The 20,234-nt window shown below is 68.0% G+C and carries 25 protein-coding genes and 1 pseudogene; 17 read left to right on the top strand and 9 right to left on the bottom strand.

Annotated features, from left to right (window positions below):
- Positions 1-155 precede the first annotated feature (155 nt).
- Complete coding sequence (locus ACQP1V_RS32080) at positions 156-737, bottom strand: TetR/AcrR family transcriptional regulator (RefSeq protein WP_387410054.1); 582 nt, start codon at positions 735-737, stop codon at positions 156-158.
- A gap of 109 nt (positions 738-846) precedes the next feature.
- Between ACQP1V_RS32080 and ACQP1V_RS32075 the strand changes: the two genes are divergently transcribed.
- The gene (locus ACQP1V_RS32075; RefSeq protein ID WP_433413758.1) at positions 847-1,617 is read left to right on the top strand and encodes an ABC transporter ATP-binding protein; all 771 of its coding nucleotides are present in this window, start codon (positions 847-849) and stop codon (positions 1,615-1,617) included.
- On the top strand, positions 1,602-3,497 hold the full coding sequence (locus ACQP1V_RS32070) for a hypothetical protein (protein ID WP_433413756.1): 1,896 nt from the start codon (positions 1,602-1,604) through the stop codon (positions 3,495-3,497). The genes ACQP1V_RS32075 and ACQP1V_RS32070 overlap by 16 nt, the downstream gene beginning before the upstream one ends.
- 79 nt (positions 3,498-3,576) lie before the next feature.
- On the opposite strand, the gene ACQP1V_RS32065 is transcribed toward ACQP1V_RS32070, so the two are convergent.
- The gene (locus tag ACQP1V_RS32065) at positions 3,577-4,272 is read right to left on the bottom strand and encodes a hypothetical protein (protein WP_433413753.1); all 696 of its coding nucleotides are present in this window, start codon (positions 4,270-4,272) and stop codon (positions 3,577-3,579) included.
- A 453-nt stretch (positions 4,273-4,725) separates the two neighbouring features.
- On the opposite strand from ACQP1V_RS32065, the gene ACQP1V_RS32060 reads away from it, so the two are divergent.
- The 11 genes from ACQP1V_RS32060 to ACQP1V_RS32010 all read left to right on the top strand — a co-directional run bounded on the left by ACQP1V_RS32060 (position 4,726) and on the right by ACQP1V_RS32010 (position 12,295).
- Positions 4,726-5,817 (top strand): sensor histidine kinase, encoded by a 1,092-nt coding sequence (locus ACQP1V_RS32060; RefSeq protein WP_433413750.1) that lies wholly within the window; start codon positions 4,726-4,728, stop codon positions 5,815-5,817.
- Positions 5,818-5,819: 2 nt separating this feature from the next.
- Positions 5,820-6,488 carry a response regulator gene (locus ACQP1V_RS32055; protein ID WP_433426032.1) on the top strand — a complete coding sequence of 223 codons (669 nt, stop codon included), beginning with the start codon at positions 5,820-5,822 and terminating at the stop codon, positions 6,486-6,488.
- Between the two features lie 155 nt (positions 6,489-6,643).
- A complete protein-coding gene (locus ACQP1V_RS32050) occupies positions 6,644-7,159 on the top strand; it encodes a methylated-DNA--[protein]-cysteine S-methyltransferase (RefSeq protein WP_433413748.1) in 516 nt (171 codons plus the stop codon).
- A 185-nt stretch (positions 7,160-7,344) separates the two neighbouring features.
- The gene (locus ACQP1V_RS32045; protein WP_387410041.1) at positions 7,345-7,842 is read left to right on the top strand and encodes an RNA polymerase sigma factor; all 498 of its coding nucleotides are present in this window, start codon (positions 7,345-7,347) and stop codon (positions 7,840-7,842) included.
- Positions 7,839-8,477, top strand: a complete 639-nt coding sequence (locus ACQP1V_RS32040) for a methylated-DNA--[protein]-cysteine S-methyltransferase (RefSeq protein ID WP_433413745.1) — start codon at positions 7,839-7,841, stop codon at positions 8,475-8,477. Before ACQP1V_RS32045 ends, ACQP1V_RS32040 begins: the two co-directional genes overlap by 4 nt.
- Positions 8,474-9,250, top strand: a complete 777-nt coding sequence (locus ACQP1V_RS32035) for a 2OG-Fe(II) oxygenase (RefSeq protein ID WP_433413742.1) — start codon at positions 8,474-8,476, stop codon at positions 9,248-9,250. The genes ACQP1V_RS32040 and ACQP1V_RS32035 overlap by 4 nt, the downstream gene beginning before the upstream one ends.
- The gene (locus tag ACQP1V_RS32030; RefSeq protein WP_433413740.1) at positions 9,247-9,561 is read left to right on the top strand and encodes an Ada metal-binding domain-containing protein; all 315 of its coding nucleotides are present in this window, start codon (positions 9,247-9,249) and stop codon (positions 9,559-9,561) included. The genes ACQP1V_RS32035 and ACQP1V_RS32030 overlap by 4 nt, the downstream gene beginning before the upstream one ends.
- Positions 9,562-9,632: 71 nt before the next feature.
- The gene (locus tag ACQP1V_RS32025; protein ID WP_433413738.1) at positions 9,633-10,118 is read left to right on the top strand and encodes a hypothetical protein; all 486 of its coding nucleotides are present in this window, start codon (positions 9,633-9,635) and stop codon (positions 10,116-10,118) included.
- Complete coding sequence (locus ACQP1V_RS32020) at positions 10,115-10,786, top strand: alpha-ketoglutarate-dependent dioxygenase AlkB family protein (protein ID WP_433413736.1); 672 nt, start codon at positions 10,115-10,117, stop codon at positions 10,784-10,786. The genes ACQP1V_RS32025 and ACQP1V_RS32020 overlap by 4 nt, the downstream gene beginning before the upstream one ends.
- A 39-nt stretch (positions 10,787-10,825) precedes the next feature.
- A complete protein-coding gene (locus tag ACQP1V_RS32015; protein ID WP_433413733.1) occupies positions 10,826-11,470 on the top strand; it encodes a DNA-3-methyladenine glycosylase I in 645 nt (214 codons plus the stop codon).
- A 387-nt stretch (positions 11,471-11,857) separates the two neighbouring features.
- On the top strand, positions 11,858-12,295 hold the full coding sequence (locus ACQP1V_RS32010; protein ID WP_433413731.1) for a hypothetical protein: 438 nt from the start codon (positions 11,858-11,860) through the stop codon (positions 12,293-12,295).
- Positions 12,296-13,124: 829 nt separating this feature from the next.
- On the opposite strand, the gene ACQP1V_RS32005 is transcribed toward ACQP1V_RS32010, so the two are convergent.
- Entirely contained in the window at positions 13,125-13,559 is a 435-nt protein-coding gene (locus ACQP1V_RS32005; protein WP_387410026.1) for a tautomerase family protein, read from the bottom strand.
- Between the two features lie 77 nt (positions 13,560-13,636).
- Here ACQP1V_RS32005 and ACQP1V_RS32000 point away from each other — a divergent pair, with 77 nt between their 5' ends.
- From ACQP1V_RS32000 to ACQP1V_RS31990, 3 genes are all read left to right on the top strand, one after another.
- A complete protein-coding gene (locus ACQP1V_RS32000) occupies positions 13,637-14,146 on the top strand; it encodes a winged helix-turn-helix transcriptional regulator (RefSeq protein WP_433413727.1) in 510 nt (169 codons plus the stop codon).
- Positions 14,147-14,286: 140 nt separating this feature from the next.
- Positions 14,287-14,955 carry an ISAs1 family transposase gene (locus tag ACQP1V_RS31995; RefSeq protein ID WP_433426030.1) on the top strand — a complete coding sequence of 223 codons (669 nt, stop codon included), beginning with the start codon at positions 14,287-14,289 and terminating at the stop codon, positions 14,953-14,955.
- Positions 14,956-15,019: 64 nt separating this feature from the next.
- Positions 15,020-15,436: an NUDIX domain-containing protein gene (locus ACQP1V_RS31990; protein WP_433413725.1), complete on the top strand. Its 417-nt coding sequence runs from the start codon at positions 15,020-15,022 to the stop codon at positions 15,434-15,436.
- A 407-nt stretch (positions 15,437-15,843) separates the two neighbouring features.
- On the opposite strand, the gene ACQP1V_RS31985 is transcribed toward ACQP1V_RS31990, so the two are convergent.
- Both ACQP1V_RS31985 and ACQP1V_RS31980 read right to left on the bottom strand, forming a co-directional pair.
- Positions 15,844-16,269 (bottom strand): SRPBCC family protein, encoded by a 426-nt coding sequence (locus tag ACQP1V_RS31985; protein ID WP_285711099.1) that lies wholly within the window; start codon positions 16,267-16,269, stop codon positions 15,844-15,846.
- Positions 16,266-16,604, bottom strand: coding sequence for an ArsR/SmtB family transcription factor (locus ACQP1V_RS31980; RefSeq protein ID WP_285711101.1), 339 nt, complete (start codon positions 16,602-16,604; stop codon positions 16,266-16,268). Before ACQP1V_RS31980 ends, ACQP1V_RS31985 begins: the two co-directional genes overlap by 4 nt.
- 87 nt (positions 16,605-16,691) lie before the next feature.
- On the opposite strand from ACQP1V_RS31980, the gene ACQP1V_RS31975 reads away from it, so the two are divergent.
- Positions 16,692-17,180 (top strand): DUF1579 family protein, encoded by a 489-nt coding sequence (locus ACQP1V_RS31975; RefSeq protein WP_271222356.1) that lies wholly within the window; start codon positions 16,692-16,694, stop codon positions 17,178-17,180.
- Between the two features lie 243 nt (positions 17,181-17,423).
- Here the strand turns inward: ACQP1V_RS31975 and ACQP1V_RS31970 are convergent, their stop codons facing one another.
- The 4 genes and pseudogenes from ACQP1V_RS31970 to ACQP1V_RS31955 all read right to left on the bottom strand — a co-directional run bounded on the left by ACQP1V_RS31970 (position 17,424) and on the right by ACQP1V_RS31955 (position 19,983).
- Positions 17,424-17,975: a flavoprotein gene (locus ACQP1V_RS31970; RefSeq protein ID WP_433413722.1), complete on the bottom strand. Its 552-nt coding sequence runs from the start codon at positions 17,973-17,975 to the stop codon at positions 17,424-17,426.
- Positions 17,972-18,289 (bottom strand): hypothetical protein, encoded by a 318-nt coding sequence (locus ACQP1V_RS31965; protein WP_433413719.1) that lies wholly within the window; start codon positions 18,287-18,289, stop codon positions 17,972-17,974. Before ACQP1V_RS31965 ends, ACQP1V_RS31970 begins: the two co-directional genes overlap by 4 nt.
- 252 nt (positions 18,290-18,541) lie before the next feature.
- A pseudogene (locus tag ACQP1V_RS31960) lies at positions 18,542-19,524 on the bottom strand (IS5 family transposase).
- A gap of 321 nt (positions 19,525-19,845) precedes the next feature.
- Positions 19,846-19,983 (bottom strand): hypothetical protein, encoded by a 138-nt coding sequence (locus ACQP1V_RS31955; protein ID WP_433413717.1) that lies wholly within the window; start codon positions 19,981-19,983, stop codon positions 19,846-19,848.
- Positions 19,984-20,234: the final 251 nt, after the last annotated feature.

Genomic DNA, 20,234 nt, shown 5'->3' with positions numbered 1-20,234 from the left:
CTGCCATGTCCAGGGAGACGCTAGGCGTGACGTCTTTCGATCCGTTATCGATGTGATTCACGCACCACGGAACGGGGGCTTGATGACGGCCACTCGCCCCGGCGCGGTATGCACGTCCGCCCAGCCTGAGCTGGGCCGAGGCTTGCCACTCCGTATCAGGGCCTGGGCCCCATCCCGGTGAAGAGGGCATCGATCACGCGGTCGACGTATTCGTGCGTCAGCGGCTTCTGGATGATCAGAGCCTGGAAGTACAGCGGGCCTGACAAGATGCCCATCGCCAGGTCCAGGTCGAAATCAGGCGACAGTTGCCCTTGGTCGCGGGCCGCCTTCAGCCGGGCGACGGTCTTTTCCGCTTGCGGGGTGATGAAGTGGTCGTTGAGTGCTGCGGCGACCTGGGGGTTGAGCAGGGCCTCGCCGATCAGTGCCCGATATAGGGGGCCCACGGGCGCCCGGTCCAGCAGGTTGATGGCCGCGTGGATCTGCTGGCGCAGGTCGGCGATGACGTCACCGGTGTCGGGGTAGTCCAGATGGGCCTCGTTCAGCGACAGGAGCGAGTCGAGGAACAGGGCGCCCTTGGACGACCAGCGGCGGTAGACCGTGTGCTTGCCGACGCCGGCGCGGGTGGCGACCGCTTCGATGCTGAGCTTGGCGTAGCCGATCTCCTCGCCCAACTCCAGCGCGGTCCGCATGATGGCCTCGGTCCGGTCGGCGGCGCGGCTGCCGCGCTTGTCACTCATCCCACCACCGTAACGGACGGCACGTGCCGTGTTGACAGCATTGACCGGTCTCCGCCATGCTCCAAAACGGCACGGCACGTCACGTGTCGTGTAGTCCTGGGAGGTCACCATGAGGCCATCAAGCACAGATCCGGCGCTCCGGCTCGCCGGTCTGACCAAGACCTTCGGCCGAAAGCCGGTGGTCGACCACCTCGACCTGGAGGTGCCGTGCGGGTCCTTCTTCGGCCTGGTCGGCCCCAATGGGGCGGGCAAGACGACGTCGTTGTCGATGGCGGTGGGCCTGCTACGCCCCGACGGCGGGCGGGCCGAGATCTTCGGCCTCGACGTATGGACCGACCCCACGCGGGCCAAGAAATTGATCGGCGTACTGCCCGACGGACTGTCCATGTCCGAGCGGCTGACCGGCCGCGAGCTATTGCGCTTCACCGGCCTGCTGCGCGGCATGGACCTCAAGCAGGTCGAGCGGCGGGCGGGTGAGCTACTGGAGATCTTGGAGCTGGACGGGGCCGAGCGCACGCTGGTGATGGAGTATTCGACCGGCATGCGCAAAAAGATCGGCCTGGCCTCGGCGCTGCTGCATGCGCCGAGGCTGCTGGTGCTGGACGAACCGCTGGAGGCCGTCGACCCCGTCTCGGCCGCCACCATCAAGGTGATCTTGCAGCGGTTCGTGCGCGGCGGCGGCTCGGTGGTGTTCTCCAGCCACGTGATGGCCGTGGTCGAACAGTTGTGTGACCGTGTGGCGGTGATCGCCTCCGGCCGGGTCGTGGCCTCGGGGCCGGTGGAGACCGTACGGGCGGGCCTGAGCCTGGAAGAGCGGTTCGTGAGCCTGGTCGGCGGCCAGATCCCCGAGGTAGGTGAGCTGGCGTGGCTGTCGTCCTGATCCAGATGAAACTGGCCGTGCTGCGGCATTCCGTGACCGGCCGGCGCGCCGCCCAGATGGCCACCGGCGCGCTGGTCGGGCTGGTCCTCGCGGCGGGCCTGATCGTACTCGCGGGCCGCGACTACCCGGTCGCGTCGCTGCCATTCGACCTGCTGGGTGTGGGGTTCGCCCTATGGACGGCAGGCTGGCTGCTGGGCCCGGCGCTGTTCGCCGGCGGCGATGAGACGCTGCGTCCCGAACATTTCTCGCTGCTGTCGTTCACGCCGCGCCGGCTGGCGGCCGGGCTGGCGGGGGCCGCGTTCGTCGGCGTCGCCCCCCTGGTCACACTCGTGGCCTTCTCCGCGCTCGTGGTGGTGACCGTCAAGGCCGGGCTCGGCACGGCGGCCACGGTGGTCGGCGTGCTCGCTGTCGTCCTCCAGCTGGTGGTGTGCGTGCTGGCCTCTCGGCTGGTCACCGCGGCGCTCGGCCAGGTCATGCGGTCCAAGGCGGGCGCGGCCCTGGCCGCTTTCATCAGCGCCGCCATCTTGGCCGGCCTGCATTCGAGCTGGGTGCTCTCACCCCTGGTGCAGGCGGCCCTGCGCACCGGGTTTCCCGACCCCTTCTCCGCCTGGGTTGTGGCGCTGCCCTCCGGCTGGGGTCTGGTGGCGGTGCGGGCGGCCGGTCAGGGGCACTGGCCGACGGTGGCTGCCGCCCTGGCGGGGCTGGCCGTGCTCGGCGTGGTCTGCTGGTACGGCTGGGCGGCCCTGCTGAACCGGCGGCTGACCACCCGGCGCGCGAGTGGCCGTCCGGCCCGGGTCGCCTCCAGCGGGTGGGTCAAAGGCCCGACGACGGCGGTCGCCGCCCGGGAGCTGCGCACCTGGTCTCGGGACCTGTCGCGCTTTCACTACCTGGTCTTCGCCCTGTGTTACGCCATGGTGTTCTGCCTGCTGCCGCTGGCCATCGACGCGCCGATCTTCCTGCCCTGGACCGGAGCAGTCTTCGCTCTGTGGGTCGCGGCCATCTCCGCCAACCTCTACGGCGAGGACGGCACCGAGCTGTGGGCCAAGATGATGGTCCCCGGTGCCGAGCGCCACGACGTGCGCGGCCGTCAGCTCGCCTGGCTGCTGGTCACCGCGCCACCGACGCTCGTCCTGACCACCGCCATGGTCATCCTCACCGGCGAGTACGGCCTGTGGCCCTGGCTGGCGGCGCTCGTGCCCGCGCTTCTGGGCGGCGGCGCGGGTGTGATCGTGCTGGTGTCGGTGCTGCGGCCGTCGCCCATGACCGACCCGCACCGCAGAGGCGGCAACCTGCACGGCACCGACTTCGCCCAGGTGCTGCTGGTGCTGATCCTCACCGCGACGACCGCCGCCCCTGCCTATTTCGCGGTCCGGCTGGGACCGGTCTGGGCGGGACCGGTCGTGGGCCTGACCGGCGGCATCGCGCTGGCCTGGGCGCTGGGACGCTTCGCCGCAACCAGGCTGGAATCGAGCGCGCCCGAGTTGCTCTTGCAGCTACGCACTGGTGTCTCACCGAAGCGGAGGCGACCGGCCCCGGCCCTGGATCTGGAGCGGCTGCACCTGTCCAAGCCCGGATTGGGCCTGGACAAGCTCGGCCTCGACTTGGCTCCGGCGGGCCGGCGCGCCTACGTCATCGCGAGCCTGACCCTGTGTTGGGTGCCCCTGGCGGCTCAGGGCATCGTGCCCGCGCTCATGCTGACCACCGGCCAGGTCACCCGATCGTGGTTTTTGGCCCTGTACCTACCGCAGCATCTCCAGTGGCCCGCCATCATCGCCATGATCGCCCTCGGGCTCGTCCTGCTGGCCACCGGACTGAGCATCGGCCTCTACTACCTGGCCAGGTCACGGCGCGACGGCATCGAACCAGATGGCGGCCCGTGACAGGCGCAGCGGGATCACCGCCCGCGCAGGGTCCGCAGTCCCTGCCGCACGCTGCGCGTGGATGTCGTGCACATCCCCGTTACGAGTTGGCGAGTCGGCTGCGAGTGGCCATGGCTCGGGCTGCGGGGATGCTGCCGATCACGAGCAGGGTCAGCGCGACATCACCCAGGACAATGGGACGGCCCGGCACCACGAAGGCGGCGACCGTCAAGGGGCTGCTGGCCAGCATGGACCAGGCCGCCCATCTCGGGATGACTCCGGCTCGGCGCAGCGCGACAGCGAGCACCACGTAGGCCACCAGATGCCCGACGATGTAGACGAGTAGGTAGCCGCCCATCACCGCGTCGTTCGCGAACCGGTCCAACAGCGTGGCGTAGGAACCGCTGTCGGGTAGGGCGGCCATGGCCATGCTGACGTCGTCCAGCGCGGTCAGGGCCGAGAACGGCAGCCAGCCCACCACCGCGAGCAGCCCACCGATCGTGGCCAGCCACGGCGCCCGGGCATAGGCGAGATACGCGAGGCCGACCGCTCCGAGAGGGAGCAGGAAAGAGGCGAGGACGTACGCGACCAGGTGCACGGCGTTGGTGATCGGATTCGCGGTGGCGTTCGCCGCGATGCTCGTCGCTCCGTCCTCGTGGACGGCCGGAATGAGGATGCTTCCGACGGCGTAACCGAGCGGTCCGCCGACGATCGCCACCGCCAGGACACGCCGCCATAGCCGCTCGTATCCGGGCATCTTCTCGGAAGAATTCTCATCCGGGATGGATGAATCCAATGTGTGCTCATTCAGGGTTGCTGGCCGGGATGAGCGCCTGGACGCGGAAAGAATCATTTCCGGTACCTCCTGGGAAACCGCTGACGTCACGATGGGAGAGCTCGTGTCCTGCCATTAGGTTCCGGCTCGGACATGGGCCGCGTCGTCGGCCGCCCAGCGGCTTTTCACCTACGTGCGCCCGGGTATCCGGGGATCCCGTCGTACGTCGCTGAACGTATCCAGAAGGGAACCGCGCAGGTCAGCGGTACCACCGGGGGTGGACGAGGCCGGATTCGCCGGCGGAGACGACGTAGTTGCACGCGATCGCGGGCGGCGAGTCTGACCATTGCCCGCGAGACGTGGGTTGCGGACTGACAACCCAAGGGAAGTCATCCTGGGCGTGCGCATTTGCCCGAGTTACGCAGACGACGGCGAGGGTGTCCTCCGGAGGAGCGGAAGATCTATTCTTCTGCTATGCGTGTGCCCGCCTGGGATGTGGCCGCGGCGGTGATGCTGTCCGCATTCATGGTCGCGGTGTCGGCCGCGGCGCGTGTGGTCCAGCCCGAGGCCCGGCCGGTAACCACTCTCGGAGTGGCGCTGCTGGTGCTCTCCGGGGCCGCGCTCGCCGTACGGCGGGTGGCGCCGTTGGTGTCCTTCACGCTCGCGGTGGGTGCCGCGGCGGCCTACCTGGGGATGCGGTTCGCCGGCTGGCCGGTGTACCTGGGCGCGTTCGCCGGTCTGCTGGTATTGGTCTCGGAGGTCGGCAGGACGAGGTTGTGGGTTCCGCTCGCCGCGGTCGGCGGTGCGGCGATAGCAGTCGTTACGGGGCCGCCGGAGGGCTGGGACCCGGTCAGGATGCTCACTGTGGCGGCGGTGTGGACGGTTGTGGCGGTGGTCGCCGCACGGTTCGCACACACCCGCCGACGGCTCATGGAACGGGAGGCCGCGGCTCGGGTCGTGCAGGAGCGGCTGCGGATCGCCCGGGAGCTGCATGACGTGCTGTCCCACAGCCTGGCCTCGATCAGCCTGCAGGCCGGCGTCGGGCTGCATCTGGTGGACCGGCAGCCGGAGCAGGCGCGTGAAGCGTTGCGAGGGATCCGGCAGATCAGCACCGACGCTCTGGCGCAGGCCCGGGCCGCGCTGGCCGTGGTCCGGACGCCGGGCGAGGAGACCGCACCGGGCCTGGCTGACCTGGAGGAGTTGATCGCGACTGTGCGGGGAAGCGGCTTGAGCGTCGAAGCGGACATCGATCTCGATGACCGGGCGGTTCCCGAGGTGATCGGCTCCACCGCCTATCGAGTGGTGCAGGAGGCGCTGACCAACGTGATGCGCCATGCGGGGGACGGTGCTCACGCTCGGGCCCGTCTCAGGTGTGTCGACGGCTGGCTGGAGATCGATGTGACAGACGACGGCGTGAGTGCCACGGGGCCGGTCGGCCCTCCTGGCCACGGGTTGCGGGGAATGGCCGAGCGCGTCAGCGCGGTGGGCGGGACGATGCGTGCGGGAGCGACACCTGGTACCGGGTTCACCCTCCATGCCCGTCTCCCGCTGAAGGGGACGGAATGAGCGTGCTGCGGGTCGTACTCGCCGACGACCAGATCATGATCCGCGCCGGGCTGCGCGCGCTGCTGGCCGCCGAGCGGGATCTGGAGGTGGTCGCCGAGGCCGGCGACGGGTGGCAGGCGGTTGCCGCCGCTCGCGCCCAGCGTCCGGACGTCATCGTGATGGACATCCAGATGCCGGTGATGGACGGGCTGGAGGCCACTCGAGCGATCGCGGCGGACCCGAACATGTCCGACGTACGGGTGCTTGTGCTCACCACATACGACGAGGACGAGTTGGTCTTCGAGGCGATCAAGGCGGGCGCGGCTGGATTCCTGCTCAAGGACGCGGAACCGGCCGAGCTGCTACGCGGGATCCGGGTGGCCGCGGCCGGTGACAGCCTTCTCGCTCCGCAAGCCGCGCGCAGGCTGGTCGCGGCCTTCGCGTCCGGCGCGTCGCCAACGGGGCCTGCCGCGCGATCTTTGGGCCTGCTCACCGGCAGAGAACGGGAGATCGTCGCGTTGGTCGGCCGGGGCCTGTCCAACGATGAGATCGCCGAGCGGCTGGTGATCAGTCCGGCGACCGCCCGCACGCATGTCTCCCGGGCCATGGTGAAGCTCACCGCGCGCGACCGCGCGCAGTTGGTCGTGTTCGCCTACGAGTCCGGCTTGGTCCGCCCCGGGCGCGCCGGTTGACCCCTACGTTCTACGAACCAGCTCACGACCATCCGCAGCTCGCGACACTTGAATAGGCGAGCCCGCCAGTACCACCGGCCCTGGTGCCGCCGGACTCGCGACAGGCTCACGTTTCAGCTCTCTGTCGCGACTACTTGGTGATGGAAGGAGCTGAGATGAGCGCACGACGGTACGCACCGGTGGTGAGCACGCTGGGCGATGTGACGTTGGTCGCCGACGGAGGCGAACTGGTGGGCTTGCATTTTCCGCACCACTGGAGTCGGCCGGATGCCTCGACCTTCGGCGAACAGGTCGACGCGTCCTCGGATCCGCTCTTGGCGCAGGCCGCCCATGAGCTGGACGATTATCTGGCTGGGCTGCGGCGCGAGTTCGCGGTACCGCTGGCCGCTCGCGGTGACGAGTTCCAGGCCCGGGTGTGGGCGCTGTTGCGGCAGATTCCCTACGGGCGGACGACGACATACGGGGCGTTGGCCGAGCAGCTCGGCGACCGGCGCCTGGCGCAGAAAGTCGGGCAGGCGGTCGGGCGGAATCCGTTGTGCGTGTTCGTGGCCTGCCACCGGGTGATCGGAGCCAGTGGGGCACTGACGGGATATGCCGGTGGGCTGGAACGCAAACGGCGGCTCCTGGAACTGGAGGAGCCCGAGGAGGCGCGGGCGGGGCGCCTGTTTTAGCAGGGCGCGACCGATTCGGCGATCACCAAGGAGTGGATCGAGAGCCGGAGCGCAATGCGGCAGGTCATCGGCGCCGCGGGCGAGTGCTACGCAACCTCCTGTGCCGCCGGGCGCGGGACGACGGGATTGATTTGCCGCCCTGATCTCACGTTCGGCGGGGTTGGGGCGTCTACGGGGTGATGACTATGAGAGCACCGTTTGAGCAGGCCGTGGAGCGGCATGGCGCGACTGTGTTGCGGGTCTGCCGTGCCGTGCTCGGCCCGGGCCCGGACGCGGATGACGCCTGGTCGGAGACGTTCCTGGCCGCGCTGCGCGCGTGGCCGGGGCTGGACGAGGATACGAACGTGCAGGCGTGGCTGGTACGGGTCGCGCACCGCAAGGCGATCGACATCACCCGAGCCCGAGCCCGGCACGCGATCCCCACCGACGAGCTGCCGGAGCAGGCCTCGACCGCCGACATCCCCGACGCGGAGGCCGTGGAGCTGTGGGGAGCGGTCCGGTCGTTGCCGGAGCGGCAGCGTCTCGCGGTGGCGTACCACTACCTGGGTGGGCTGCCGCACACCGAGGCGGCGGAGCTGATCGGCGGGACCCCGGAGGCGGTGCGCCGGGCCGCGGCAGATGGGGTCAAGACGCTGCGGAAGAGATATCACGCGGGCGGGACACAGGAAGGAGCACCCCGATGAACATCATCATCGACGATGTCGACTGGGACGGCGAGGCCGGGGAGCCGGACGTGACCGCCCTGCTGCCCGTGCCGGAGACGCACCTCGCGGCCCTGCAGGCCCGCCTCGCGCAGGCGGCGTCCGACAGCGACCTGCTGGACGTGGCCTACCGCACCGTCGCCACTCCGGTCGGCGAGCTGCTGCTGGCCGCGACCGAGCGCGGCCTGGTCCGGGTCGCCTTCGAACGTGAGGGCTTCGACCAGGTCCTGGACACACTCGCGGCGAAGATCAGCCCGCGTGTCCTGGCCGCCCCGAAGCGGCTGGACACCGTCGCGCGGGAGCTGGAGGAGTACTTCGCCGGCACCCGGCGTGCCTTTGACGTGCCGCTGGACTACGCCCTGTCGGCCGGGTTCCGGCAGACGGTGCAGCACTACCTGCCCCGCATCGGCTACGGGCACACCCTGACCTACAAGCAGGTCGCCGAGCAGGTGGGCAACCCGAAGGCCGTCCGCGCGGTCGGCACGGCGTGCGCGACCAACCCGCTGCCGGTCGTCGTGCCATGCCACCGGGTGCTGCGCACCGACGGGGGACTGGGTGGCTACATCGGCGGCCTGGACGCGAAGACCAGCCTGCTTACCTTGGAGAAGGCGGCATGACCACGACCAGCACGATGACGAAGACCTCGAAGGCGGCGGACACCCCGTCCACGGCCGGTCCGGACGTGTACGCGGAACGCGTCGCGTCCGGGGACTGGGAGGCGATCACCCAGGAGGTGAACGAGTACGGCGGCGCGCTGCTGCCGCAGCTGCTCAGCCCTGAGGAGGCCGCCGCCATCCGCGCCCTGTACGACGACCGGGGCGGGGTGTTCCGCAGCACGGTCGACATGGGCCGGCACCGCTTCGGCGAGGGCCAGTACCGGTACTTCAACACGCCTTACCCGGAGCCGATCGAACGGCTCAAGCAGGCCCTCTACCGGCGGCTGCTGCCGATCGCCCGGGACTGGTGGGGCAAGCTTGGCCGGGAGCAGGTCTGGCCGGACACGCTGGACGAGTGGCTTCAGATGTGCCATAAGGCGGGACAGACGAAGTCGACCGCGATCCTGTTGAAGTACGGGGAGAAGGACTGGAACGCGCTGCACCGCGACCTGTACGGGGATCTGGTGTTCCCTCTTCAGGTGGTCATCAATCTGAACAACCCGGGCGTGGACCACACCGGTGGGGAGTTCCTGCTGCTGGAGCAGCGTCCCCGCGCTCAGTCGCGTGGCACCGCGTTCCTGCTGCCCCAGGGCCACGGCTACGTGTTCACCACGCGCGACCGCCCGGTGGAGTCCACGCGAGGCTGGTCGGCCGCGCCGGTGAGGCACGGTGTCTCGGCGATCCGGTCCGGTGAGCGGCACACGCTCGCGCTCGTCTTCCACGACGCCGCATGACCGATCACGACACGAGCGGCACGGACGAGACCGGGGGAGCACCGGTCGGCGCCGGGAAGGTCTACACCCTCCTGGACGCCGACCGGCGCCCCTACTCGTCCACCATGCCCGGCGAGCTGGGCGGGCACAGCTGCTCGAAGGTCTACGGGCGCCTGGACTGCCCCGCCGCGCTGCGGGCGATAGCCAAGGGCATGTACGTGAAGCACCGGGTGTTCTTCGCCGACGAGGCCACCGCCATCGCCGCAGGCTATCGCCCCTGCGGCGCCTGCCTACCCGAGAAATACCAGGCCTGGAAGCGGGAGCACCGATGAACACCGCCCTGGTATCGCCGCGACTTCCCAACGGCACGACCGCCGCATGGAGCCGGCACCGAGGTTCGTCCATGAATGAGGACGAGCTGGCCGGGCTCGTCCGGATGGCGCAGGCGCGACGGGCGGCCACGGTCGCCGTCGGCACCGGCCGCGACCCGGCATCCGTGGATGCCGGGCGCCGCTTCGCCGCCGCATGGAGGGAGGCGGGCGGCCAGGTGGTTGCAGTGGTCGACTGGCCCGAGCAGGCGGCGTCCTGGCTGCGGCAGGCGCACCGGCTCACTCGCTCGGAGCCGGACCTGTGGGTGTTCGCCGGGACCCCGGTGGGGCTCGCCCAGATGACCCGCCGCCTCGTGTGGTCGACCCCATGGACGCCGCGCCGTACCCTCGCGGCCCGCGCCGGCATCGACCAGACGGCGCGTCTGGCCGGGCTCGGCGTTCTCGACGGCCTCGCCGGCGCCGGTGAAGACGGGACCTTTTGGTGCATCCGCGACGGCCTGGCCACCACGATCACGTGGGCGGAGGCGGCCACGCCGCGAGGTGGACGGAGGCACGCATGAGCACATTGTTCGGCGATGACCTTGTGGCTCGCCCACGGTGGGAGCTCGCACCCGGGGCGGTGTGGGTGCCGGGCTGGCTGACGCTTGAGCAGCAGGCGTGGATCGTCGCCCGGTTCCGCGAGTGGACTCGCGGCCCGGTGCCGCTGCGGGCGGCAATGGTCGGGGGGCACGAGATGAGCGTGAAGACGGTGTGTCTGGGCTGGCACTGGCGGCCCTACCAGTACACGCGCGAGGCCGTGGACGTGAACGGCAACCGGGTGCTCGGCTTTCCCGACTGGATGGTTCGCCTGGGCCGCAGGGCACTGGTCGAGGCGACCGGCGACCCGCACGCCGGCGACGACTACACTCCCGATACCGCCCTGGTGAACTATTACGACGACACCGCCCGCATGGGCATGCACCAGGACAAGGACGAGCGCTCGCTCGCCCCGGTGGTGTCACTGTCCATCGGCGACACCTGCACCTTCCGCTTCGGCAACACCGAGAACCGGAACAGGCCCTACGAGGACATCGCCCTGGCCTCCGGCGACCTGTTCGTCTTCGGCGGGCCCTCACGGCTCGCCTACCACGGCATCCCCAAGGTCCATCCCCGCACCGCCCCCGACGGGTGCGGTCTGGACACCGGGCGGATCAACATCACCATGCGCGTCACCGGCCTCGCCGGCTGACGGCCCGCATCGACTCGAGAACGAGGAACCCGCACGAGCATGACCGACGCACCCACCGCCGAACAGTCAGCCCTGGACGCCGCGCAGCCCGATCCTGGGGTGGTGATCGGCGAGGACGGCCTGCCTCGACCCGCCTGGGCATCCGTCGACCCGCTGCTGCGCGACTACTACGACACCGAGTGGGGCATGCCCGTGCGCGACGAGCAGGGCATGTACGAGCGGATCAGCTTGGAGGCGTTCCAGGCCGGCCTGTCGTGGGCGACGATCCTGCGCAAGCGCCCCGCGTTCCGGGCCGCGTTCGACGGCTTCGCCCCCGACGTCGTCGCAGGATACGGCGACTCGGACGTGGAGCGGCTGCTGGCCGACCCGGGCATCGTGCGCAACAGCGCGAAGATCCGCGCAGCGATCACGAACGCCCAGGCCACGATCCGCCTGCGCGACAGGGGAGGTTTGGCCGATTTCGTGTGGTCGTTCCAGCCCGATGTGACCCCCGAGCCGGTCACCTTCGATCAGATCCCCACCCGGTCGCCCGAGTCCGAGGCACTGTCCAGGGCGCTGCGCACCGAAGGCTTCGCATTCGTCGGGCCGACCACCATGTTCGCCCTCATGGAAGCCATCGGCATCATCGACACCCACCTCATCGGTTCGCACCGTCGCGGCTCCTCCGGCGTCTGGCCGAAGTGACCGCCCTTCTCGTGCCCGCCCGAGGGCCCTGGGACATCCGCGCCGTCCTGGCCATTCGTCCAGGCGCAAGTGGCGGGCCTCAGCACTGGAGGCGCCGAGCAGCAGGGCGAGGATGCCCAGCAGAGCCTCGTGCGGGTGGACAGCCGGGTCGGTGATCCATCTCCGGAAGAGGCGCCGCTGCTGGTCGAGGGTGAGTGTCTGGCCGATGAAGCCCGGGTACCACGGCCACCGCCTCTTCTCGGATCTTCGACAACCCGACGATGAGCCGGTGGCCGCCACCTGTCCGGTGGCCTGACAGCCACAACCCGTTACGCGCGGTAGATCAATGCGCATCGACCAGGACAAATGTAGCCAGGCCGTAGCCCTATGGTCATACACTCAGGCGCTATGGCGATCGATAAGTCGGGCGTGCTGTGGCGCGGTGAGGACTTTGAGGATCTCGCAGATCTGATCCGCGATTTCCGGGCAGGTGGTTATGCCGTCGACCGGGTGATCGAGGCGGTGTGCTTGGAGTGTAATGGAAGGTCTTTCAATGTTCTGGTCGATGACGATGAAGGATGCGGGCAGCGTGTCTGTGTCGCGTGCAAGGAGCCTTTCTATATTGCTGATAGCGCCGATTATTGGGAGGATACGGATCCCAGTGAATGCGTCTGCCCATGTGGGGGCGAGGAGTTCGCAGTAGCTGTCGGGTTTGCTTTCTGCGATGATGGTGAAGTGCGCTGGGTCAGCATTGGCTTGCGGTGTCTGAGAGACGGAACTCTTGGCGTGTACGCAGACTGGAAGATTGACTACAGCCCCACTGCCCATCTGCTGGAAATGGCCTAACGTTGCTTAATTGGGCAGTGGCAGCCTGGGTCGAGTGGGTGAAAGTCGTCGTGCTGCCGTGAGGCCGGTGCGTCAAGGAATTCAATCACGTCGATGCGGCCATATTGACAGCGCCAGAGCATCTTCGGGTTATGTGTCACGGCCTGGGAACGATTGCCCAAGGCGAATCCCGTGATGTAATTTCGGATGAAATTGCATTCGCTTACATCCTGGCAGCAGAGCGTTCCGGCGTCGCTGCAGGCCAGAGAGGGGTCGGCGTACGGACTCGTCCGCGAGACTGTCCGTCGTGCCCGACCCCTGATCCTCAGGTGAGACAGGCCCGCTGGAAGCTCCAGCGGGCCTGTCTCGCCCGTCATGAACCGGGCACTACGACCAGTCCCTGGCCCTCGGCCGCCAGGCGTGTTTCGGGGATTGCCGCCACGTGCCGTGCCGTACGGGCTCATCATGGACACGTAACTCTCCCCCGCGAGTGATGAGGTCCGAGTCCCTGGTGGATGACCTGATCGCGTTCGTGCAGGTGGCGCCCCTGAGTGGGTGCACGCTGAGCAGCGTCCCGCTCCGGTCCGGGTGAGCGCCGTCGTGCGGCTGCATCGGTTCGATCTCCAGGGCCTTGTCCCCCAGCGCGAACCGGCAGGGGTCTGGACATCAGCCAGCTCTCGCCCCTCAGTCACGAGCCGGCCGTACCGTTCCTGTCCTGCTGGTGGCCATTCATTTCTGGTGGTAGGTGGCCCTGGGCTCCGGGGGGTTGGTGTACGGGTGTCACCGTTCCGTCGCCGCTGGTTGTGCGCAGGAGCGTAGCCGGATCCGCAGCGTGGTCCCGGTCGAGGGTCTAACCGCTGGTCACGAAGGCCGCGATGTCCTCGATGCGGACGATCTCTCCGCGCGCTCCCCAGTTGCCCTCCGGAATCTCGTTGATGTGCACCCACGCGGCGGCGGCCTGGGTGAACCGTCCGGGATCCGCGTCGGCGTCCGCGAGCACGCGCGTGACGCGCCGCACGATGTCACGGCGTTTGTCGTCGTTCATCGAACCGGCCGGAACCCCGACCCGCACGACGTACTTCGGCTTCTCCCCGGCGGGCAGCTGCCGGCCGCCCACGAACCAGGCGTCGATCTCGTTCACCACCAGCCATGAGATGGATCTGGCCGCCTCGGTATCCGGGGCGCCCTCGGCGATCATCACCTCCGACACCAGTTGCCCACCGATCTTCTCACGGAGCTCCTGGTCGAGCGAGCCCTTGGGAACGAACAACTCCACGAACGGCATCAGTCAGTCCTTTCATTGAACTCTCTCCCGAACGTAGCAGTGGTGAGTTCAATGAATCAACTCTCTACACTGAAGTCATGCAACGGACCAGCTTCGCGGAGATGCACTGCTCGATCGGGCAGTCCCTGGAACGTGTCGGCGAGTGGTGGACACCGCTGATCGTGCGGGACATCCACCTGGGCCTGCACCGGTTCGACGACATCGCGGAGAACCTCGGCATCTCCCGCAACCTGCTCATCCGCCGACTCGAGACGCTGGTCGCCGACGGCATCGTGGAGCGCCAGGCGTATCAGGAGCGGCCGCTGCGGCACGAGTACCACCTCACCGAGGCCGGCCGCGATCTCGTGCCGGTCCTGATGGCGCTGATGGCCTGGGGCGACAAATGGGTGACACCGGCGGGCGGTCCGCCGGTACGCCTGGTGCACCGCGAATGCGGTGTGGAATTCACGCCGCAGGTCTGCTGCTCGGAGTGCGGGAAACCGGTGACCACCGCCAACGTGACGGCGCTCCCCGGTCCGGGCGCCGCCTCCGGACCGGGGACCAGGGTGCTAGCCCGGCGCAGCGGCATCGCGCCCGAGGAGTCGTAACCCCCGAGATCACGGGCTATGAGACAGCTTCTGACAGCGGTCTCCAGGGCCTCGGCATAGTCGCGTGATGTCCGGTTGAGGGGCGAACTCGCCGATCTACCCGCGGACGTCGCCGTACTCCCGGTACCGACTGCCGGAGTCTGCTGGAGCACCTGGCCACGGTTCCCGCCCCCCGGCAACGCCGTGGAGTGCGACATTCCTGGTGCTCGCTGCTGGCCATCGCCGCAGCGGCTGTCGCGGCCGGAGCGTGCTCACTGACAGCGATCGCGGAGTGGGCCAGCGACGCTCCCGCACACGTCCTGACCGTCCTCGGAGTCCGGCGCGATCCGCTGACCGGCAAACATCAGGCCCCACACGAGGCCACCATCCGCCGTGCGCTGGGCCACGTGGACGCCGATGCCCTCGACCGCGCGGTCAGTTCATGGATCCTCAGCCGGATGCCCTCCACATCGAACACTCCGCCCGCAGGGCACCGCCCATGTCAGGCGATCGCGATAGACGGCAAAACCTTGCGCGGTGCCCGCTCTCGCGATGGTGAGGCCGTCCACCTGCTGTCAGCCGTCGAGCACCACACCGGCACGGTGCTGGCACAGACCGATGTGGACGGCAAAACCAACGAGATCACTCGCGTCCGGCCGCTGCTGGCGGGGCTGGACCTTGCGGGAAGAGTGATCATCGCTGACGCGCTGCACACCCAGCGCGACCACGCCGAGTTCCTGGTCGCCGAGAAGAGCGCACATTACCTGCTGGTCGTGACGAGGCGGCTGTTATCTAGGATTGTCGGACCCTTCCAGCAGGTCAGAGGATGATGATCTCTTCTTTCACGTAGGTCAAGTTGACCGAACTCAGATCCGCATGGGTCAGAATGTGCGGATGACGATCTCCGCTGACGACTCCGGTCCAGTCCAGATTGTGACGGCCGTTCTTCGCGACGGCGATCGGGTGTTGCTGTGTCATCGAAGCGCCGGACGCCGTTGGTATCCCGACGTGTGGGACCTGCCGGGCGGTCATGTTGAGGAGGGGGAGGATCCGAAAGAGAGCCTTGTCCGCGAGCTTCGGGAGGAGTTGGGAATCACGGCATCGGAGCCGTCCAGCCCGCCGATGCATGAGATCCGGACCACGACGTTCGACATGCAGATCTGGTTGGTCGACAGGTGGACCGGAACACCCGTCAACGCCGCGCCGGACGAGCACGACGCTGTGGCGTGGTTCGAGACGTCCGACCTTGACAGCCTGCGTCTCGCCCACGAGTCGTATCTCTCGATGCTCACCGCCGTGCTCGTCACGTGACGTCGCTCCGGAAGCCAGGGGTGCGCGCTCATCGGCAGATCCGGACACCACCAGGGCTCGGCGAACGTCACTATGTGTAGTCGATGATTTCGATCCGGCCCGCGTACGTCTTCTCCGTGGCTATGAAGGTGGATCCGAGAGCCATGTGTCGGTCGGTTTGAGAGCCACTTGCTGATCAACTGCCTTGGAGTGTTAGTGAAAAAGAGAGCCATGCCAGTGGGCCTGGGGCATGGCTCTCGTGACGCTGTGTGAGTGTTGTCGGCGTACACCTCCCGCTGCGGAGGCGAGTACGCGTAAACGTGCACAGCCCGAGGACGGTTAGCCGGTGGCGGTGATGTGGCTTTGACGGCGGCCAGGGTTCGTGAGGCGGCAGCAGGGGTGCGACGTACGCGTATGTTCGACCAGGTTCAGTGGAGTTCCTGGCGTTCTGCCGTTTCGCCCAGACGATGGAGCAGGTGCGCCCAGCCGTCGCTGGTCTCCTCTTCGAGTACGGCCGGCAGACCACTGTGGCGCAGGATGAGCTCGGTGCCATCACCGTCCGGGGTCAGGGTGACTTCGACTCGGGATGCCTCTGGTGCCATGTCGGGCGCTCCCGGTGTGGCCTCCCAGCCGAAGGTGAAGACGAGACGTTCGTACGGCACGAGCTCCACGAACCGTCCGCGCATCACCGGGCGTGGGCCCTCGTGCATCGCAACCTGCAAGGTGCCACCGGGGCGGGCGTCCAGCTCGGCCGTTCCCCACCATCGCGCCAGGCGTGCCGGGTCGGTGAAGAACCGCCAGACCGTCTCGGGACGCGCACGGATGTGCAACGTCTGCTCAATCGTCCTGCTCACAACGATCCCTTCACGTCCTGGTCACCAGTGTGCGCGTGTTCTTCTCGCTCGGCTTCGTGCTGGAGGCGGCTGAGCGAGGTGGACCACATTGTCTCCAGGAACGTCACCGCCTCGGCCAACCCCTCCGGACGTAGCCGATAGAAGCGGCGATTGCCTGCGCGGCGGACGTCGACGAGGCGGGCTGCTGTCAGCGTTCGCAGATGCTGGGATACCGCAGGGCGACTGATTTCGGGAAAGCGCTCCGCGATCTCGCCTGCCGATACTTCGCGATCCCGCACCAGGACGAGGATGGCGCGGCGGGTCGGGTCCGCCACAGCGCGAAGCGCGTCGTCCATGGGCCACCGCCTTCGTTTGCGCACTGCCGGGACAGCATGTAAGTGTTTAAGCAATATCTTACACTCTATCGATGACGAGGATCCGCCATGTCAGGAGACGACAACACCCGTGCCCCGCGATCGGAGAACCAGCGCCTGAATGCGCTGGTTGGCCGTTGGCGTTCGCAGGGGCGTATAGCGGCAACCGCGATCGACCCGGCGATCCGCATCGCCGGGTCGGACACCTACGAGTGGCTGGCGGGCGAGCACTTCCTCATTCACCGTGTGGACGTGCGCATGAACGAGGAGCACGTCGAGGTCATCGAGATGATCGGGCCCTACGATCCAGCGAGCCGGACCTACCCCATGCGCTCCTTCGACAATCACGGCAACTTCGTCACCATGCGGGCAAGCGTCGACGACGAGGGTGTCTGGACGTTCGCCGGTGAGACGGAGCGGGCGACGCTGGTGATCGCCGAAGACGGCGACTCCATGACGGCCGAATGGGAGCGCACTGACAACGGCTCAAACTGGCGGCACTGGATGGACATGAGCTTCACGAGGGCTTCCAGCCCCAGCGCCATCCCTCGCCGCTGAATCCCTCGCAGATCAGAAGCCTCACCGTCGAGCTCGCCTCGCCGTTCCTGGCAGAGGCACTACAACACCATCATGCTATGCGCGTCTATCCGTACGACGCCATGAAGGTGCTCAACGGTGAGATCACGGTTTCGTGGTAGCGCACGGGCGTTGATCCCCGGCCGGGAACATCAGGATTGGGGCCATGCTCGGTGGGCGTTGGCGGCGTCGCTGTGCGGGCACTGCTGCGGAGGCGAGTGCTCCCTATGTGTGAGCAGTCTTTGCATCGCTGAGCCCGGCCAACACGCGATGCCAAGGGTATGTCTCTATACGGCTATCCCCGCTATTGGGGGCGTGGGGCTCGAATTGGCCGGGGCCTAAAAGGACGTGAACACCTTCGGCGCGAAGCGTCTCTACGCTGCGGCGGAATGGTGCCCGTGAGGCAAGGGCGCTGTTCACGAACGGTAGGACGACGACGGGGATGCCAAGGCCGGGTGCCTCGGCCAAGAGGCCCAGGGCGTAGGTGTCGCAGATGCCTTGGGCGAACTTGTTGATGGTGTTGTACGTGGCCGGGGCGACGACGATGGCGTCTGCCCTCGGGGACTTGGGCTCGCCCGGTTTGCGGTACTGGCTGCGGACCGGGCGGCCGGTCAGCTTCTCCAGTTCGGGCACGTCGATGAAGTCGAGAGCGGACGGGGTGGCGATGATCTGGACCGTCCAACCCCGCTCCTGCGCCATCGTCACGAGGCGGCCGACGTCGCCGGCCGGTCCTGCGGCGCACACGATGACGTAGAGGACCTTGCCGGGTTCGGTCACGTGCTGACTCCCAGGGCTTCGGCGTACTCTCGCGCTTCGCGCCGGACGCTGATGGGCGCGGTGGCGAGGATGTCGCGGACCAGCCTAAGCGCGGCCGGGCAGCCGGTGATCTCCTCGGGGGCGATGTCTCCGGCGGCACGCAGAACGTACAGGGCGCGGTCGTGCCTGCCCCAGGCGAGGAACGCGCGCGAGGTGTCGAGCAGGACGTGGCCTTGCGCTCGTTGATCGGCAGAGCGTTCAGGTCGATCTTGCAGGCGTTCTCGATCGCTGTACCGGCGTCGCCAAGCGGAAGCGCGATGTTCACGCGGTGGCACAGGACATTGTTCGGGCCGAACGCGGTCCACATGTGGTTGCCGTCGTGACCGAGTCGCCGGCCTGCTCGGCCTCATCGAGCAGTTCGGCCGCGGTGTGCCGGTTGGCGTGGAGGGATGCGGCGACGGCTCCTCGTAGGAGGAGCGTGCCGTACACCGACAGGTCGTCAGGGGAGGTCGATTGGACAGACCCCAGCCTCCTCTCGTGGGGTCGATGGTGCATGAGCGACTAGGGCCTGTGCGGAGTTCGGATCTTCAGGCAGGCCGGAGGCTTCGGATCCACAAGATGGCTCCACGTAGATGAAGGCCGGCCAGATAGCTTTCAGGGGTCTTGTCGAACCGGAAGGCCAGCCCACGCCAGTCCTTGATCCGGTTGATACAGCGCTCAACCGTGTTGCGCTCCTTGTAGAGATCCGCGTCATGGCTGACCGGGCGGCCGCCACGCGAGCCGCGTTTCTTGCGGTTGGCCGCCTGGTCCGCCTTCTCGGGGATCACCGCCCGGATGTGGCGTCGGCGCAGGTAGGCGCGGTTGGCGCGAGAGGAGTACGCCTTGTCGGCGGCCACCGCGTCCGGGCGGGTACGCGGGCGCCCGACGCGAATGCGGACCTTGATACGGGCCAGCACGGCGTGAAACTGCGGGCTGTCTCCGGCTTGGCCCGGGGTGAGGACGAAGGACAGAGGGCGGCAGCGCCGGTCGGCGGACAGGTGGACTTTGCTGGTCAGCCCACCCCGTGAGCGGCCCAGCTTGGCTGCCGTCAGCCGGATCCGGCGCCGCAGTCGTAATCGCCGCTGTTCGCCTCGCTCCTCGTCCCCGTCGTCGCCATCTTGGGGGTTTTGCCCCTTTGACGAAGCCCCTTTTCCTGCTCGGCGGCCTCCACCAGCGCCGTGACCAGCTCGCCGTCCAGGGCCATCCCGGCGGCGTGGTGGTGGGCACGGGCCGTGGTGGAGTCCACGCTGACCAGGCCGAGGTCGGCCTGCCCCTGGGCCGCGGCTTCGGCGATCACGGCCTGCATCAGGTGCTCGAAGACGCCCGCCGTCGCCCAGGAGCGGAACCTGTCATAGACGGTGGACCACGGCCCGTACTCGGCGGGCAGATCCCGCCACGGGCTGCCGGTGCGAAACCGCCACATCACGGCGTTGAACTGCTGTCGCAGGTTCGGGATCGGGCCTCGCTCACCCAGGGGCAGGTGAGGCTCGATCAAGGGCCATTCCTCGTCGGTGAGGTCTCCACGCGCCATGGCGATGGCCTATCAGCATCAGAGACCGAGGCGCAGGCGAATCCTTCTGATCTCAACTCCGTACAGCCCCTAGACGGAAGGCGGCGCGCATCAGACCACAGGGGTGAAGCAGCCGGCGGCGGCACAGTTCGAAACGGGTGGACCATGCCGACGCTGGAGAGGCTCGCGGAGGATCTGGAGATGCGGTTGACCGCCCAGTTCCAGCCGCCGCGTGAGGCAAGCTGAAGCCGACCCTGCAACCATCCTGGCCTGGGCCTTCATGATGAGAGGGAGTGACGGGAATCGAACCCGCGCTGCGTGCCTCCCCGCAGTGCGGTGGTCTCAGAGTCGGTACAGCTTGTTGAATGGTGTCGTGATTCGTTCCTGCCGCGATCCAAAATCGATGACCACGGCGACCTCGTCTTCTACACCGATGACGACGCCAAGGCCGTACCGATCGTGGGTCACCCGGTCGTTCACGCTGAACCGCTCGGCAGGCGGGGCGGGGGGCGGGGGTTTGAAGGGACTTGTGGGCAGGTGACGGCGGGACGCGCCGCTAGCTGGTTTCATCCCCTCCAGTATGTGCTGCCTTTGGGAACGCCCGCGACACAAGCTCGACAAACTCGCTAAAATGATCAAGGCCAGGGCGAGGGTCCGACTCCTGACCTGGCCGTTCACGAGTGGAGCGGGTGGCGGGAATCGGCACCGGACCGGCAACAATGTTCTCGCCT

This window comes from Microtetraspora malaysiensis, from assembly GCF_050947145.1.
Classification (GTDB): Bacteria; Actinomycetota; Actinomycetes; order Streptosporangiales; family Streptosporangiaceae; genus Microtetraspora_A; species Microtetraspora_A malaysiensis.
Note: the sequence above shows the minus strand (reverse complement) of the source record. Positions and strands in the feature narration are given on the sequence as shown.